The organism is Vibrio renipiscarius, from assembly GCF_000827885.1.
In the GTDB taxonomy this organism is placed as follows: domain Bacteria; phylum Pseudomonadota; class Gammaproteobacteria; order Enterobacterales; family Vibrionaceae; genus Vibrio; species Vibrio renipiscarius.
Genome location: NZ_JTKH01000010.1, coordinates 1 through 15,992 on the forward strand (window position 1 = coordinate 1; position 15,992 = coordinate 15,992).

The following is a 15,992-nucleotide window of genomic DNA, read 5'->3' on the forward strand; positions in this document are numbered from 1 at the left end:
AATACTGACTTCAAAACTGCTCTTACTCGAAAGTAAGAAGTAATTTTAAAGCTATTACCATTCCAACAGAATGGTAATGAATTGACTGTGCCAAGATTAAGTAAACTTAATCTCGATTGGTCACTCAGTTCATTGAACCCAATTGTGTTTCCGAAGAAACAGTCATTGCCTAAGCAATAACTTATTGGATTATCATCAACGAGTGCCCACACAGATTGATAGGTTTATATTTTTAAAGAGCGTTCTTCTTTGCGACTTACATCACTCTGGAAGAGGCGGCCATTCTAGCGAGATAATTCTCTGTGTCAAACACTTTTGTGTTTTATTTCACTTTTAAAAAGTAAAACACAGTAACCATTTCGCCTTTCTTTCTGACCTTGCCGCTTGGCCTCGAACCCTTATAGAGCCTTGCCTCGTCGACAGGTGGGCATTATAGAGATCACCATCACATTGGCAAGTGTTATTTTGCAAAAGTTGCAAAAATAACGCTTAGATACGATTTTTATCGGCAAAGCCTTATTTATTCAAAAATACCCATAAGACAACAACAGAATACCCACAGAGTTATCCACATTCGGCATTTTTAGTGATCAAAAAAGGCTGCACAATGCAGCCTTTTAACTTCTATATATCGCTAAATACCGGAGCCGTACTGCTCTCCATCATCTTCGTGTAACCCACACTCACGTTTTAAGCCAAAGAAACGAGTTTCTTCTTCTTTCATTCCCGGCTCCCATTTTTTAGTCGTATGGGTATCCCCGACAGAAAGATAGCCTTCTTCTCTTAAAGGGTGATAAGACAAACCATGTTCTTCTAGGTAGTAATGCACATCTTTATTACTCCAGTCGATCACTGGTAAGAATTTAAACACACCATTTTGTATTGAGAGTATTGGCAAATTCGCTCTGGATTGAGATTGCTCACGGCGCAAGCCTGAAAACCAAGTCCCTACTTGTAGTTCATCCAAAGCTCTACGCATCGGTTCAACCTTGTTGAGTTTGTTGTATCTCTCGAGACCTTCAACGCCCTGCTCCCACAATTTTCCGTAGACAGCTTCTTGCCAGACTGCACTTTGCTGTGCTCGATACACTTTAAGGTTAAGGTTTAACTGCTTAGTTAATTGCTCAATAAACTGATAGGTCTCGGCAAAGAGATAGCCCGTATCTGTCAGTACGATGGGAATATCAGGTTTGGCTTGCGTTACCAGGTGGAGCATTAGTGCCGCTTGAATACCAAAACTCGATGAAACGACATGCTGCCCTCCGAGGTTTTCTATTGCCCATGTAACTCTCTGCTGAGCGGTCATCAGCTCTAGTTGGTGGTTAATAGAAGAGAGTTGTAGAATTTGCTCTGTTTTCGTCAATGATAATAACGACTGCAGATCCACCTTTTGTGTTGTTGAATCAAGCATGCAAATCCCTCTTAGATACAAATACCTCTTCAATAATGCCAGCGCGGATAGTGAAGTCGCCGAAACATTCACCTTTATTACGCTCTATAGCCCAACGCCCCACCAGCTGATCAATATCTTCTAGGATTTGCTTGTCAGTGATGTTCTCTTTATACATTTTAGGGATGCGAGTTCCACCGCGGTTACCGCCTAAGTGTAGGTTGTATCTTCCTGGCGCTTTACCAACTAAACCAATCTCCGCCAACATTGCGCGGCCACAACCATTTGGACATCCGGTCACACGTAAGATGATGTTGTCTTCTTTAGGTAAGCCGTGTTTCGCTAAAATAGCTTCTACATCCGTGACGAATTGCGGCAAAAAGCGTTCAGCTTCTGCCATGGCCAGAGGACAGGTTGGGAATGCCACACAAGCCATTGAGTTTTTACGCTGTTCACTCACGGTGTCATCCATCAAACCGTGGGCAATCGCAATCTTTTCAATTTTGGTTTTATTCGCCTTAGAGACACCAGCCACAATTAAGTTCTGGTTTGCGGTCATGCGGAAATCGCCTTTATGAATCTTGGCAATCTCAGCAACGCCAGTTTTGAGTGGTTTACCTGGAAAGTCGAGTAAGCGGCCGTTCTCTATAAAGAGGGCAAGGTGGTATTTGCCATCGATACCTTCCACCCAACCAATTCGGTCGCCACGTTCAGTAAATTCATAAGGGCGGATCTCGGCAAATTGAACGCCAGCACGCTTTTCCACTTCCGCTTTAAAGACATCAGTGCCAACACGATCCAAAGTGTATTTCGTTTTTGCATTCTTACGATTAGAACGGTTACCCCAATCACGCTGAGTCGTCACAACTGCCGCGGCGACATCCAAGGTTTTGTCCAATGGCACGTAACCAAAGTCATCGGCTCGGCGAGCATAAGTCGACGTGTCACCGTGAGTCATTGCAAGACCCCCGCCCACCAGCACATTAAAGCCGACTAGCTTGCCATTTTCTGCAATCGCGACAAAGTTCAGGTCGTTGGCGTGAACATCAACATCATTTTGTGGCGGGATCACAACGGTCGTTTTGAACTTACGCGGTAGATAGTGTTTACCGAGGATAGGTTCATCATCTTCGGTGGTTTCCACTTTTTCGCCATCAAGCCAAATTTCTGCGTAAGCTTGGGTTTTCGGCAGTAAGTGCTCACTGATTTTTTTCGCCCACTCATAAGCTTCTTGATGAAGCTCTGATTCCACAGGGTTAGTGGTACACAACACATTACGGTTTACATCACCCGCGGTTGCAATGGAGTCAATACCAATGCTATTGAGTGTTTGGTGCATCAGTTTTACGTTTGGCTTTAATACTCCATGAAACTGAAACGTTTGACGCGTTGTCAGGCGAATACTGCCATAGAGGGAATGGTCAGTTGCAAACTTATCAATCGCCAGCCATTGTGTGGGCGTGATGATGCCACCCGGCATACGCGCACGCAGCATGACATTGTGTAATGGCTCCAGCTTTTGTTTCGCGCGCTCATTACGGATATCTCGGTCATCTTGTTGATACATGCCATGAAAGCGAATCAACTGAAAGTTATCGGCGGTAAAGCCACCGGTGATACGGTCTTGTAAATCTTGCTCTATCGTCCCACGTAAAAAGTTACTTTCACGCTTTAATCGTTCGTTGTCAGCCAAAGGGCCCAATACTTCACCGAGTACTTCTTGCTGTTCTTTGCTCATTAGTACACATCCCTTTGGTAACGTTTTTCCTTACGCAGAGTCGTGATAAATTCTTCTGCTTGTTCTTTACTTAGCTTGCCGTGCTCTTGCGCCACTTCAATCAAAGCTTCGTGCACATCTTTTGCCATGCGAGTCGCATCACCACACACATAGAGATATGCGCCATCTTCAATCCACTGCCATAACTGCTGACCGTTTTCTAACAGACGATGCTGCACGTAGACCTTTTCTTGCTGATCACGGCTAAAGGCCACATCAAGCTGAGATAATGCACCTGATTTTAAGTACTTTTGCCACTCAACTTGGTACAAGAAATCTTGAGTAAAGGTGCGGTCACCAAAGAACAACCAACTCTTACCTTGCGCATCACGATTATCACGCTCTTGAATAAAGCTGCGGAATGGCGCAATGCCGGTCCCCGGGCCAATCATGATCACTGGTGTATTGTCATCTTGAGGTAATTTGAAGTTGTTATTGTTTTCGATAAAGACCTTTACTTCCCCTCCCTCTTCGAGACGATGAGAAAGGTAACTTGATGCTCCACCAAAGCGAGTCTCTTCACCTCGTGTGTATTCCACTACGCCTACCGTTAGATGCACTTCTTCATCCACTTCCGATTGGGCTGAAGCAATTGAATATAGACGCGGTGTTAGGCGACGCAGCAAACCAACCAATTGTTCTGCGGTGAGTTTGGTTTTCTTTTCTGCCAATACATCAACAATCTGAGTATTACCCGCGTATTCGCGTAGCTTGTCTTTATCTTCCACCAGCTTTTGCAGCTTTTTGCTTGCGGATAGATCGGCAAACTTGGTGACAAATTGCGGATTGGCCGTCGTAATTTCATACTTGGCAACCAGAGCACTGTGGATAGATAAGCTTTCACCATCGACATCAATACTCTCAACGCCGGATAAACCGACTTTAGCTAAAATAGCGTTCGCCAGTTCCGCGCTGTTTTCATACCAAACGCCCAATGCATCACCTGGCTGATAAGTAATACCAGAGCCATCGAGGTCGACTTCGATATGACGAACATCTTTACCCGAATCACGACCGGTAATTTTTTGACTGGTTAGCAATGTCGCGGTATATGGATTTTGTTTGGTGTACTGAGAATGGCCCGCAGCTTGACCAACCGGTAGCTGTACAACTTCTGCTTCTGCACCAGAAGAAAGTGCTTCTTTGACCACTTCCAATGCTTTGGCTCGCCACTCACCAGCTGGCGCTTCATAATCAACGTCACAGTCGATACGGTCGATAAATGACGTTGCACCTTGTTTTGCTAAATACTGATCGAAATCTTTACCGGTTTGGCAGAAAAATTCATAGCTGGAATCACCTAGACCAATTACCCCATATTGCAGGTTTGGTAACTTCGGCGCTTTTTTCGATTGAAGAAACTCATGCAACTCAATGGCATTATCCGGCGCCTCACCTTCACCATTGGTTGAAGCCACAATAATGACATGCGTTTCTTTGGCTAGATTCTTACCTTTATAGTCACTGGCATCAAAAAGCTGCGTAGCGATACCTTGCGCTTTCGCTTCTTGTTCGAGAACTTCCGCAACGCCTTTAGCATTACCGGTTTGTGAAGCGTAGATAATAGCAAGCTTTCCTGCGGGCTTTGCCGCAACTGCAGCGGCGGCTTGATTCATCGGAGCGGCAGCCGCTACCGGTTGTTGATGCTGGGCTAACCCCCAAAAATATCCACTTACCCAAGCTAACTGCTGTGACGATAAGTCCGTCACAGTTTGTTGAAGTTGATTGAGTTGTTGATCATTCAGTGGGCTAGCGACTGATGGTAATTCTGATGTGTTTCCTTGAGAGGACACATTCTTGTTTAAAGACATGGTCTCGACATCCCTGTTCATTGCGTGATTATAGATTAACCACTCTTTTTAATAACAAGAAAGAATAGAAGGGAATGTTTTATAACTTTTGGAATTAAAGCATAGAGAAAAAGGCAAATCAGTTCTCAACACGCACTTGATTGAAACCGACGGCCATGGCCGATTTCGAGGCTAAATTCAGATCACGATAGTGGCACTCTTCACCGTGAACATCGGTTAAGAGTAAGAATTCACCGTGCGCATGGCGGAACTCCACCACCCAGAACCCTTCTTCGGCGGAAGGCTCTATAATCGCTTCGACCAATTGATTCTCGCGGTATAGATTTCTAAGTTCATTGATTGTCATACTCACTAGCCCTAATAACAAAAAGTCCCTTTCATCAAATAAGCATGGCGCATCATGCTAAATCTGCTAACAAATCCCCACTAGTTATAAAAAAAAGATATAAAAAAACGCCACCTTATAAAGGCGGCGTTTAAAAAATTACAATTTGAGTTAAAAATTATATTCAGCGCCGACGAAAAAGCCATTCACAAACACGAAAGACTCGCCTGTTTCAGGAGATTGTGAGGCTAAATCGTCAAATTCTAAGTCAATAACACGGTAACCACCGCGCAAGGCTATCTCACCCGAACGGGTTTTTATCCGATATTGCAAGCCAGCCAACACATCGGCACTCTTAATCCCTTTGCTATTGCCAAAATCAAATTGTCCGATGATGTCAAAGTTAGTATTAGGTATATAAAGCTCAGCATAAGCATACCAATTGAAGGTTAGCTCATTGAAGTCATACCTCGGGGTCACCGATTCTTTCGTTCGGTAATGGCTGTTGCTGTACTGAGTCAGTGTCGCACCAGCATCAAATGTCATTAATTCACGATCGAGAATTTTGTAGTAAAACGTAAAGTCATACTTATCAAACCCTGCGTAATCGGTATCAACACTGGTGTAGCGAAAACTTGCATTTGGCACGTAGGCCATATCATGCTCTATTGAGAAATAAAGACTGGGTGCTGACGCGTTATCTCGACGAGTCTCATCGATTTTACTATCACCAAACCACACATCTGCGCCAATATCACCAGTGAATGATTGCGCCACTACCGACGTAGAGACGATCGATAGTGCAGCCATAAGTGTGGATACTGATTTATTCATCGAATATTTGCTCCTAAGCAAGATAACGCTATGAGTTATTACTCAAGAATACTATCACATCCTCAACACTTCGCTATCTTGAGCAACAAACGTAATGTTTAAAGAACCAAAATCCCAACGCGATCACAATTAACCACGGTAAAATTTTAAACACGGCCCCCAGCATACCAAGCAACACCATCACCAATAGAGCAAACCCTGCGGCTGCAAAAACGGTCACCATAGTTAAGCCCGTAACCAGCAAGGTTGCGATAAATACCAATACAAAGATTAGCTCAAACATATTGTTTCTCCTCTTATTTGCATTTTGTATCGCAGGAAGCGTGCCAGCTTCAAAGAGAGACGTAACCCTATAATATTTAAGGGCAAATAAAAAAGCGCCCTTCAGTTAAGGACGCTCTCATTCTTGCCGTGGTATTTTTCACCACTCAATTATGGTGATTTTTACACATTTAATTCTTTGGGAATTTTCGCTAGTGCCGCTTCAACAACTTCAATACCTGAACCTGGCTTATGCGCATTTTCGCTGATGTGGCGACGCCATTGGCGAGCACCCGGCATATTTTGGAATAAACCCAGCATATGGCGAGTAATATGGCCAAGGTAGGCACCATTCGATAATTGCTGCTCGATGTACGGGTACATCTCTTCAACCACTTGCGTGCGTTTCTTAATTGGTTTATCTAAGCCGAAAATAAGTTGATCGACTTCCGCTAGGATGTATGGGTTTTGGTACGCTTCGCGACCGACCATAACACCATCTAAATGCTGAAGATGCTCTTGTGTCTCTTGCAGCGTTTTTACACCACCATTAACGGCAATCACCAAATGAGCGAAATCTTTTTTCAACTGATAAGCGCGCGCGTAATCCAAAGGTGGGATCTCACGGTTCTCTTTAGGACTTAAACCTGATAGCCATGCTTTACGAGCGTGGATAGTAAATTGCTCACAGCCACCTTTCTCTGACACGATTGAAACAAAGTCAGTCAAGAACTCATATGAGTCCTGATCGTCAATCCCAATACGAGTTTTCACTGTTACTGGGATATCAACCACATCTTTCATTGCTGCGACACAATCGGCCACCAGCTGAGGATCAGCCATTAGACATGCACCAAAGCGTCCATTCTGCACACGATCAGATGGGCAACCCACATTCAGGTTAATCTCATCATAACCACGATCAGCAGCGAGTTTTGCACACGTTGCAAGATCAGTCGCATTTGAACCACCCAGTTGTAGCACCAATGGATGCTCTTGCTCATTGTATGCAAGGAAATCACCCTTACCGTGAATGATGGCACCCGTCGTCACCATCTCTGTGTACAGTTGCGTCTCGCTAGATAACAAGCGATGAAAGTAGCGACAGTGGCGATCGGTCCAATCAAGCATGGGCGCCACGGAAAAACGAGAACTAGGAAAAACCAACTTATTCATTTGATTTTTCTCGTCTTTGTCAATTATTTGACTTTCATGATTTTGCATGGTTCACCCCAATTTGTGTCCAATTTTAAGCATTTTTTACGTAGTGTGGGCACGTATTGGACCCAAAAATGACAGAGTTTAGACCGAAAATTTAATACGCCAAAAAAGCCGCCTTATTGCACGCAAGCTCTTCCGAATCGTGGTTTCATAAAAAAGAGCGCAGATTCTACATCAAGTTCATTCTGCACCCAAGTCCGGAGGCAATGTATGGCGTCTTACCATGTTCAAAAAATCAAAACACTCTCAGGCACGACTAAATTTAAATGTCGAGTAAGAGAGCGCAGAGTCGGTAACAACAACATCGATCAGTCCAAAACATTTTCAAAAAAAACATCCGCTGTAGCTTGGGGTGAACAAGAAGTCGTAAAAATAGAGAGCTTACTCCATGGTGGGCTCATTCCATCTAATGAAACGATCGGTGACTTGATAGAGCTTGCGCTAAGCACCCCTCATTACGAAACCAAAAGAACGGCGCGTTACAACCTCAACATGTTACTGCGATACCCCATCGCTTCTTTGTCTCTCAAAGATTTTAACGATAATGATCTGATCCAGCATTGTTTACTACGTAATGAGCAAGATAAGGCGAAACCGCAAACTATCGCTGTTGAGGTTTCTAATTTAAGGGCCATATTCAAACAAGCCAAACCTCTTTGGCAAATCGCCATCGATTGTCGGGTGTTCCAATCGGCGTATCCAACATTAAGCTTTATGGGATTAGTCGCGAAAAGTGCCCGACGTAGTCGCCGCCCTAGCGAGAAAGAAATCGCGGCGTTGGTCAAAGGATTGCAGCAAAGGGAAGATCACATTTATACGCAGATCCCTTTCGTTGATATTTTTATCTTCTCCATTCTCACTTGCATGCGCATTGGTGAAATCTGTTCTATCCAGTGGAGCGATCTCAATGAAGTGCAAAAAGCTGTCTTAGTGCGCAACCGAAAAGACCCACGTAAAAAAGAAGGCAACCATCAGTGGGTGCCTTTACTCGGGGATTCTTGGGATATCATTCAAAGACAACAAAACAAAGACGACCGCATCTTTCCTTACAACCCTCGCTCTGTCACGGCAGGGTTTCAACAAGTAAGGAACGAGCTGGGGATTTCTGATCTTCGCTATCATGATTTAAGAAGAGAAGGCGCAAGCCGACTTTTTGAAGCTGGATTTTCCATCGAAGAGGTCGCTCAAGTCACTGGGCATCGTTCTCTGAATACACTCTGGCAAGTTTATACCGAGCTCTACCCTAATCGCTTACATGGGAAAAAAGTGCGGTCGATTACTATATAATTGCTTATATTCTAGACGCTTGAGAATAAAAGCAACAACCCAAGCATCTAATAATCAATGTTAGATAAAATATTTTTTCAAGCTCGCTGGAACGTAAACACTCTTTCTAGCTCGCGTTAAAGCAACATAAAGAACAGAGAGCTCGCTACTAATATCTATATTTTTTTTATCAAGAGTATAAGCATAATCCGGAGCTATGATTATGTAATCCCATTCCTGGCCTTTGATAGAATGAGTGGTCGAGATTATTTTCATCGCCTCATCTTCCGGTACAGAATTTTTCCGTATGTTGCCAATCACATCTAAAACGTTATCTTTGTATTTCTGATATAGTTTAAAAGCAAAATAGATATCGGCGTCAGGATTATCTTTCAACTCATTTTCAAGGAAATGTATGGATCCGCAGCGAAGAAGATATGGATGTTCTACCTCATCCGTCTCGCCTTTAGCAAAATGTAGCATGTCTTTTAGTAAGAACTCTAACGGACCAAACTCCGTTTTTACGTGAATTTTATTTCCATATCTAAGTTCATTATCGGCAATATTAATTACGCAACTTCTTGTTCTTGTAAGGATAGCCCCGTTATGATTAGGAAGAAGATCTCCCTCTTCGTAGAACACTACTTTGGAGTCAATGTCTTGCTGTCCTATTAGCTTATTTTTTGGAGCAAATTCATGTTTAGACAGTATATTATTTGCACACTCGGCGATCTCAGTTCCAAAGCGATAGCTTTCTTCCAATGGATAGCTTGTTTTATCAAACTTATCCATTGAGTTTATAGCCCCTCTCCACCTGAAAAGCTCTTGATACTTATCACCAATTATTATCAAGCGTCTATCTGCATGATTTAGCATCACGCGGTAGAAGGCTCCATTAATATCCTGAGCCTCATCAATAATTATACTTTGGTACTTATCCGGAATGGTGATACTTGGTGTTAACGCCCAATATTTCATTAAATGCGAGAAGGAAACTGAGTGCTCTTTGGTAGCTCGTCCAGACATTAGATACTCCCAATACTTCATAGCCCAATTATGAATTTGACTACGAACGACAGGGTCTAGCACATGGTTTGGGACAAAATATTCATGAAAACTATTATCCGAGCTAGAGCAGTAATTATAAACAGTGTCATTGATCAACTTGGCTACACCATGCTGCCTAATTTTTTTGGTTCCAATATCCAATCGAGTCTCAAAACCCAAAACATCTCGCATTGAGTAAACTGGGGCTCCACCTCGTGGGGTGTAGGTAAATATATCTTCAAATCTACTATCTTTTAGAGCATGTCTGACAGCAAGCCCATCTTGAGAAACGGCGTTAGGTGTAATCTTTTCTTTTGCATCAACGATATTTTTACTTAGAAAGGCGGTATAAAGACAGGTTTCATGCCCCAGTTCATTTACAACCATACGACTAGTCGTAGATTTACCTGTACCAGCAAAAGCATCGACTTGTAATCCTTTCGAACAATTATTGATGATGCTCTCCTGCTGAGAGTTCGGCTTAACCCCATCTTTATAAGCCTTTGAATATCCGCGCCTTTTTAACGATGAAGCAATTGATTTAGAATTCTGTTTATTCTCTGAATCTAACTGAGTATCAGTGAACTCTGGTTCCAATAATACTCTTGGTTCTGATGTGAATTCAGATTCAAGTTTAGGCGCGCTAACATAAATCAACGATGCATCTAACAATTTTAAACGTTGTTGTTCATCCATTTTAAACACCGAAGCGAGATGGAGGATTACGTCTTTAACCGCTAAGTCTTTTTTGGCTTTATAGACAATATCTCTCCCCAATCCAATAACATCCACCCCAAGTTTTAATAAGATTAAATGCTCTTCATCATCTAGCTTATTTAACAAAATATTGAGTAGCTCATCGTCAATAAGATAAGCTAGTGGAGACAAAGATCTTTTCATCTTTTCGGCCCTAAATTTCAATTTTTTTCAAGCCTAACACAGCTAACATGATGATAAGCCCGTATAAATCACCTTTTGATAATGGTATGAGAGAAAAATTTTTCTCATACCATTATCAAAAAGCCAACTTACGTATATATCGTCACCAATGTTCCCCGCTAACTCGCAAAATTAGCCTGCTTATTGCAAACGTCCCCGCTGCTTACATGCTTTAATGACATTGATTTTACCCAGAACGTACGTCACAGAGAATGTGGCCAGTTCTAAAACGGTTAGTACGCCGTCGACGTGCTCGTCCTGTTGGACGCCGTATATTGTCTAAATAGACACTAACTTCTATGAAACACCCTGAAGCCCAATGGTTTCATTGTTTCAACCCAAAACACTTAACTCTAGATCTATCTGAGCTTCCCCCGTCTATTTTTGACGGCGAAGACAGTAGAAAATAGACGGGGGCTTCGGCTTGAACTTTAACGACTGATATTAAACAAATATTCAGCCTTTAGTTCACTCATTCGCAGCCATGAAAAAGCATGATGACTTATCAAAGCTTGAGTAATGCCCCCTCACCGCTATCAAATTTTGATGGCTAATCAAGCTCGTCCCAGCCATTGCCGGAACTGATGACCATTTGGATCATTGGTATGTGAAAGCAGCCACCAAGCAATGTGGAGTACTGAGCTAACTTTCTGCAAAAAAGACCCTACGTCATTGCTTCATAACATGCCCCCGATATTTTCATTCCACTATTTCGTGGCGCTTTCGATTGTCGGCTAATGAAAACAAGCACTAACGAACAGGTCTCCCGCTATAACTCAAAACACTTAACCACCCAAGCGTTGGAGCGCTTCTTATCTTCCACTCATCTCTACAGATGTCGCGCACATTTCAAATGCGCATTAACACTTATCAATTGATGCTGCGTGTAGAGAACTACTTATCAAACCAAACCATTTATCAATTCAAATGGAAATCAGTTATGAGTAAGAAAGCGAAAAATATCTCTACATCTAGAGGTCAACGAGCGAACCCAAATGCACGAAATTTTGGTTTGGGTAGCCGAGATATGAAACAAGCCGGAGTAAATGCACTCAAAGAAAAGTTTGCAGCATCACAGATCGGATTCAAGAGCGTAGCCGTTCAAGGCCAACGCTTTGGACAATTTGCCTCGTACATCCGTGATTCATTTAATGTGCGAGACATGAGGTCGATAACGCAAGATCACGTTAGGCAATATGCGCAGGAGCTCGATTCTCGTATTTCAGGGGGGGAACTGAGTGCAAAATCGGCTCATGACTATCTTGCGGCAGTGAACTCTGTTCTCGGTCAAGCCTCAGGACATAGCGATCTTCGTGTCACCGCATCCGAAGTTGGGCTCCCTGACCGTTCTGGGATAACCACGGTCAACAAGGCTATTTCAGAATCTCAGCACCATAAAGTTCAAAGCCAGTTAGATGATCGCCTCAAAGCCATTTCATCGATGCAAAGATCATTAGGGATGCGATTTGAAGAGGCGTGTAAAAACAATCCTACGTCGATGTATAAAGAGGCTGTGGATTCTCGAACAGTCACCATCAGTGAAGGCACTAAAGGAGGTCAAAGCAGAACGGTTCCTATCATTAACCCTAATCAGTTAGATGCGCTTAGAAACGCAAGTACAGTGCAAGGCAATCATCATTCGATGATCCCTGCCCATCAAACTTACGCTCAGTTCCAATCTCAATCCTACAAAACCTACCACCAATTAGGTTATCAAACTCACAGTGAACGCCATGCCTATGCACAGCATAGTTATCGAGAACATATTCGAACGATTACTGGCGTCTCTGATGTGCGCTCCCCTATTGAGTCGGGTTACAAACATGGTCAAGCACACCACCAATATATTGCTGATAAAGTGAATTGTTCGCCTGAAAAAGCAAAACAACTCGATCATCAAGTCAGAGAAATGGTGGCGAAAGAGTTAGGCCATCATCGAATTGATATCACCAATGCTTATCTGGGGTAACTCTATGACAAAGATGGAATTTGAACTTAACCAAGCGCTGCACCTTTTTCTTCGTACAGGCGGGAAAAAGAATCGTAGAAATCAGGCAGAGAAAATGAGGAGCTTCTGTCGAGAAATACAAAAGCAAGACCCGAAGATAAGCTCTCTGGGGCAAATTGGCCGTAAGCAAGTGAATGAGTTCTGGCGACGCAATAATCACCTAGCCCCATCAACCAAACTGGCTTACTACTACGCGATTAATCACATCTGGCAAAATATACTAAGAAGGGCGTCGTCACCGCCGAAGAGTGATAATTGAAGTCATTTCACAAACCGTAAAAACGACAAGAGCCACATTATGTGGCTCTATTACGCGCTACCTGCGGTCAATACTCAATGAGCGGAAGAGAACAGGGCTATCTGAATCGGTGTATACAGAAAATGTAAACACCTCGAATAATATTACGCTAATCGATATGCCTAAGCAACGATGCTACACCACTATAGCATGGTGCTCTAACTCATTTTTGCCCCAAAATCATTTAGCAGTCGATTCCTGAGCACTTCCCCATGTCAGTTCTTGACCTACATTTTCTAATAGAAGATTATGACCCTAGTTGAGCATTTGCAACTATACAGAAATGACCTGTAATTTGTGAGTGCTAGGGACAATAAGCCCCATAGAACAGTATTTTACTGCCATGGTGCCTGTATTTTTTTATCTTATAAAGATAATGCCTGCTGAAAAGGCGCTGTTATACATCTTAAAGGAGTAATATGCCTTTCCCTATCGTGTTAAACACTACAGTTCAGAGCCACAATGGAAATTTTAATCGCGAAATTACCATTCGGAATGGGCTGACAATACTAATTGGGCCTAATGGAAGTGGTAAAACACACCTGCTTAGAGCCATAAAGAATGCACTACCACAGCATGTTCAAGGCAAGAAGATTAGGTTTATTTCTGCTGGTAGAATGGGAATGCTTGAGCAGAGCCGATCGGATTACGACGGCCGTAGAGGAAGTGGGATATTATATGAAAATGCTAATTTCGGTAGTAAAGGCGACGTAGATAGGCGCCATAACATTGAAACACTAAATGGTGACTTCCAAACATTATCCGAGAGAGCAGACATTCTGGTTAAAGTGCAAGAACGTCTTAAAAAGCTATTCAAGAGAGATCTCATTATTGAATGGGATGCGGGTACTTTAAAGGTTGTTTTTGCAAGATTGGATAAAGAAGGTGCGCCATACTCCTCGGGTCGAGAGGCGTCAGGGTTACTTCATTTAGTTGGCTTATTAGCAGCGCTGTATGATGATGACGTAGGGGCTTTGATGCTAGATGAGCCTGAAGTCTCATTGCATCCGCAGCTACAAGCGTTTTTACTAAATGAGATTGCTTCAGCTGCTGGCCACTATTCTGAAAATGGCTTTAAGAAGATAATAGTTATGGCAACTCATTCAACAGAAATGTTGAATATATTAAAATGTGACGACCTGCTATCTCTAGTTTTTTGCCATGACCTAGATACTGCACCTGTCCAAATATCTCCAGAATCTGGCGAACTTCAGAACAAGAAAGTACAAGCATTAGTTGCTCGCTTAGGGCAAGAGCATAAACTTTCTCTATTTTGTAGAAAGCCACTATTAGTTGAGGGGCCTTCAGACGCTCTCATTTGTAGCTTTTTGTCTCAAAAACTAGGGATTCATATAGAAGCATCTGGCTCTCAGTTATTGCCAGTGATTGGCACGGGTCAAATGCCTGTAGTGTCAAAATTTATAAAACTACTGGGGAAGGCTCCAGTAGTTTTAGCGGATGCTGATGCTTTTGCCGATAGTCTTGAATTAACTAACTATTATCTCAACGGATGTATAATCGCAGATCAAAAAGCCGCTGCGTCTGGAGCTGCTTCTGCAACTGCTCTTGCAACTTCTGCTTATAATGACTTCTGCCAATTGGTAAATAATAAATGGGAAGAGATCGAGGATATAGCTACCCCTCACCCATACTGGGTAAATAAAGGGGAAGGTGAAGAGACTAAAGCAAAACGAAGAGCCGTATTCTGTGCTTTATTTAGCCATGATGAAAGTACGTTGTCTGATTTAAACACAGACAGATCTTGGATCACAATTAGATGTCGGTTGGAAGCTGTCTTGGGGCTATTAGAACTAGCGGGTTGTTTTATCTTAAGAAAGGGGGCTATTGAATCATATTATCAATCGTCGGATATCTTCACTTCTGAAGGAAAACCTAGCGCTGCTGTGGATGAAATCGAGTACTTGGATGGTTTGGAACCGTCAACGTTAGAAGGAGTTCTGCCTGAAGTAACTAGGTGTATTAAGTTTGCGTCTCAAGGTGAAAAAATCAATGAAGCTGAATCATTGAGAGATGTACTGCTATCAATAGCAGCTCCTGCTGTAGCTAAGCTAAATGCGGGGTCTAACACTCAAGAAATGAAGATACTTTGCAAGACAATCCTTAGAGAAAAATCCGAACTTTTTGATTTGGCTGTAGAGGGCGAGCAACTTTCAATTGCATTGAAGAGCAATATTTTAGATGTTCGTGGATTTCCTATTACCATTGGAAAAGGCGAGGATGTAGTAAGCAAGATTGAACGCATCCTGAAGCCAAAAGCTTAATAAGAGTTCAAGGCTTCAACGAACTTTTCCTAATCTGACAGAAACGTTTTAGAGCAATAGACCTATCACGTTTCTGTCCAAAAATGAGTTGGCTATAGTCAGTAAATGGTTATGCCCCACGAGGGCATAACCAAAATAGACTATCTCCGCTCTCCATCCACATACATCGCCAAATCTTCAATATGCACCATCAGTGGTGCTTTCTGCCCGTGTCCCATTGCAATGACAGGCACTCTTAGCTTTCCTTCAAGATAATGACGTCGAGCGACTCGATAGCACACACCAAGGTAATCTTGGCAAATGACAGATAGCGGAACAAGAACTTGGCCGTTGTGTTGCTCTAGCAGCAACTGGAAAGTCAAAGAGGATTTAATTTGTCTCATAGCACCAATCTCCGTTGTGAGGAGTCTATACTATGGAAGAGGATTCGTTAGCCTGTTTGCATTAGTCAGGCTTTTTTGGCAAGTTAAGCGGAACAACTTTTAGCAGTGTTTAGGCCCAAAAAGCACCTATACGGCAAAAGCTGGGCACAA

Annotated in this window: 13 protein-coding genes; 4 read left to right on the plus strand and 9 right to left on the minus strand. The window is 42.8% G+C overall.

The window, feature by feature from the left end:
• Positions 1-634 precede the first annotated feature (634 nt).
• The 7 genes from OJ16_RS08790 to dusA all read right to left on the minus strand — a co-directional run bounded on the left by OJ16_RS08790 (position 635) and on the right by dusA (position 7,574).
• The gene (locus OJ16_RS08790) at positions 635-1,411 is read right to left on the minus strand and encodes a phosphoadenylyl-sulfate reductase (RefSeq protein ID WP_040989500.1); all 777 of its coding nucleotides are present in this window, start codon (positions 1,409-1,411) and stop codon (positions 635-637) included.
• The gene (cysI, locus tag OJ16_RS08795) at positions 1,404-3,128 is read right to left on the minus strand and encodes an assimilatory sulfite reductase (NADPH) hemoprotein subunit (RefSeq protein ID WP_040989501.1); all 1,725 of its coding nucleotides are present in this window, start codon (positions 3,126-3,128) and stop codon (positions 1,404-1,406) included. The genes OJ16_RS08790 and cysI overlap by 8 nt, the downstream gene beginning before the upstream one ends.
• The gene (locus tag OJ16_RS08800) at positions 3,128-4,978 is read right to left on the minus strand and encodes an assimilatory sulfite reductase (NADPH) flavoprotein subunit (protein ID WP_040989502.1); all 1,851 of its coding nucleotides are present in this window, start codon (positions 4,976-4,978) and stop codon (positions 3,128-3,130) included. Before OJ16_RS08800 ends, cysI begins: the two co-directional genes overlap by 1 nt.
• A 118-nt stretch (positions 4,979-5,096) precedes the next feature.
• Positions 5,097-5,324 (minus strand): hypothetical protein, encoded by a 228-nt coding sequence (locus OJ16_RS08805; protein WP_040989504.1) that lies wholly within the window; start codon positions 5,322-5,324, stop codon positions 5,097-5,099.
• A gap of 150 nt (positions 5,325-5,474) precedes the next feature.
• Complete coding sequence (locus OJ16_RS08810) at positions 5,475-6,137, minus strand: TIGR04219 family outer membrane beta-barrel protein (RefSeq protein ID WP_040989506.1); 663 nt, start codon at positions 6,135-6,137, stop codon at positions 5,475-5,477.
• Between the two features lie 73 nt (positions 6,138-6,210).
• Positions 6,211-6,420, minus strand: coding sequence for an envelope stress response protein PspG (gene pspG / locus OJ16_RS08815; RefSeq protein WP_040989508.1), 210 nt, complete (start codon positions 6,418-6,420; stop codon positions 6,211-6,213).
• 161 nt (positions 6,421-6,581) lie between these two features.
• A complete protein-coding gene (gene dusA / locus OJ16_RS08820; RefSeq protein WP_040989522.1) occupies positions 6,582-7,574 on the minus strand; it encodes a tRNA dihydrouridine(20/20a) synthase DusA in 993 nt (330 codons plus the stop codon).
• A gap of 255 nt (positions 7,575-7,829) precedes the next feature.
• On the opposite strand from dusA, the gene OJ16_RS08825 reads away from it, so the two are divergent.
• Positions 7,830-8,906 (plus strand): site-specific integrase, encoded by a 1,077-nt coding sequence (locus OJ16_RS08825; protein WP_040989511.1) that lies wholly within the window; start codon positions 7,830-7,832, stop codon positions 8,904-8,906.
• Between the two features lie 60 nt (positions 8,907-8,966).
• Here the strand turns inward: OJ16_RS08825 and OJ16_RS08830 are convergent, their stop codons facing one another.
• Positions 8,967-10,832, minus strand: a complete 1,866-nt coding sequence (locus tag OJ16_RS08830; protein ID WP_040989513.1) for a UvrD-helicase domain-containing protein — start codon at positions 10,830-10,832, stop codon at positions 8,967-8,969.
• A gap of 979 nt (positions 10,833-11,811) precedes the next feature.
• Here OJ16_RS08830 and OJ16_RS08835 point away from each other — a divergent pair.
• The 3 genes from OJ16_RS08835 to OJ16_RS08845 all read left to right on the plus strand — a co-directional run bounded on the left by OJ16_RS08835 (position 11,812) and on the right by OJ16_RS08845 (position 15,459).
• The gene (locus tag OJ16_RS08835; protein WP_040989524.1) at positions 11,812-12,840 is read left to right on the plus strand and encodes an integrase domain-containing protein; all 1,029 of its coding nucleotides are present in this window, start codon (positions 11,812-11,814) and stop codon (positions 12,838-12,840) included.
• 4 nt (positions 12,841-12,844) lie between these two features.
• Entirely contained in the window at positions 12,845-13,138 is a 294-nt protein-coding gene (locus OJ16_RS08840; RefSeq protein ID WP_236688396.1) for a hypothetical protein, read from the plus strand.
• A gap of 458 nt (positions 13,139-13,596) precedes the next feature.
• Positions 13,597-15,459, plus strand: coding sequence for an ATP-dependent nuclease (locus OJ16_RS08845; RefSeq protein WP_040989518.1), 1,863 nt, complete (start codon positions 13,597-13,599; stop codon positions 15,457-15,459).
• Positions 15,460-15,599: 140 nt separating this feature from the next.
• Here OJ16_RS08845 and OJ16_RS08850 read toward each other — a convergent pair whose 3' ends face one another.
• Positions 15,600-15,842, minus strand: a complete 243-nt coding sequence (locus OJ16_RS08850) for a pyocin activator PrtN family protein (RefSeq protein WP_040989520.1) — start codon at positions 15,840-15,842, stop codon at positions 15,600-15,602.
• Between the last annotated feature and the right edge of the window lie 150 nt (positions 15,843-15,992).

What these genes read in the sequence shown, in the direction of transcription:
- OJ16_RS08790 (WP_040989500.1), bottom strand. Translation starts at nt 1,411, where the DNA reads ATGCTTGATTCAACAACACAAAAGGTGGATCTGCAGTCGTTATTATCA.
- cysI (WP_040989501.1), bottom strand. Translation starts at nt 3,128, where the DNA reads ATGAGCAAAGAACAGCAAGAAGTACTCGGTGAAGTATTGGGCCCTTTG.
- OJ16_RS08800 (WP_040989502.1), bottom strand. Translation starts at nt 4,978, where the DNA reads ATGTCTTTAAACAAGAATGTGTCCTCTCAAGGAAACACATCAGAATTA.
- OJ16_RS08805 (WP_040989504.1), bottom strand. Translation starts at nt 5,324, where the DNA reads ATGACAATCAATGAACTTAGAAATCTATACCGCGAGAATCAATTGGTC.
- OJ16_RS08810 (WP_040989506.1), bottom strand. Translation starts at nt 6,137, where the DNA reads ATGAATAAATCAGTATCCACACTTATGGCTGCACTATCGATCGTCTCT.
- pspG (WP_040989508.1), bottom strand. Translation starts at nt 6,420, where the DNA reads ATGTTTGAGCTAATCTTTGTATTGGTATTTATCGCAACCTTGCTGGTT.
- dusA (WP_040989522.1), bottom strand. Translation starts at nt 7,574, where the DNA reads ATGAATAAGTTGGTTTTTCCTAGTTCTCGTTTTTCCGTGGCGCCCATG.
- OJ16_RS08825 (WP_040989511.1), top strand. Translation starts at nt 7,830, where the DNA reads ATGGCGTCTTACCATGTTCAAAAAATCAAAACACTCTCAGGCACGACT.
- OJ16_RS08830 (WP_040989513.1), bottom strand. Translation starts at nt 10,832, where the DNA reads ATGAAAAGATCTTTGTCTCCACTAGCTTATCTTATTGACGATGAGCTA.
- OJ16_RS08835 (WP_040989524.1), top strand. Translation starts at nt 11,812, where the DNA reads ATGAGTAAGAAAGCGAAAAATATCTCTACATCTAGAGGTCAACGAGCG.
- OJ16_RS08840 (WP_236688396.1), top strand. Translation starts at nt 12,845, where the DNA reads ATGACAAAGATGGAATTTGAACTTAACCAAGCGCTGCACCTTTTTCTT.
- OJ16_RS08845 (WP_040989518.1), top strand. Translation starts at nt 13,597, where the DNA reads ATGCCTTTCCCTATCGTGTTAAACACTACAGTTCAGAGCCACAATGGA.
- OJ16_RS08850 (WP_040989520.1), bottom strand. Translation starts at nt 15,842, where the DNA reads ATGAGACAAATTAAATCCTCTTTGACTTTCCAGTTGCTGCTAGAGCAA.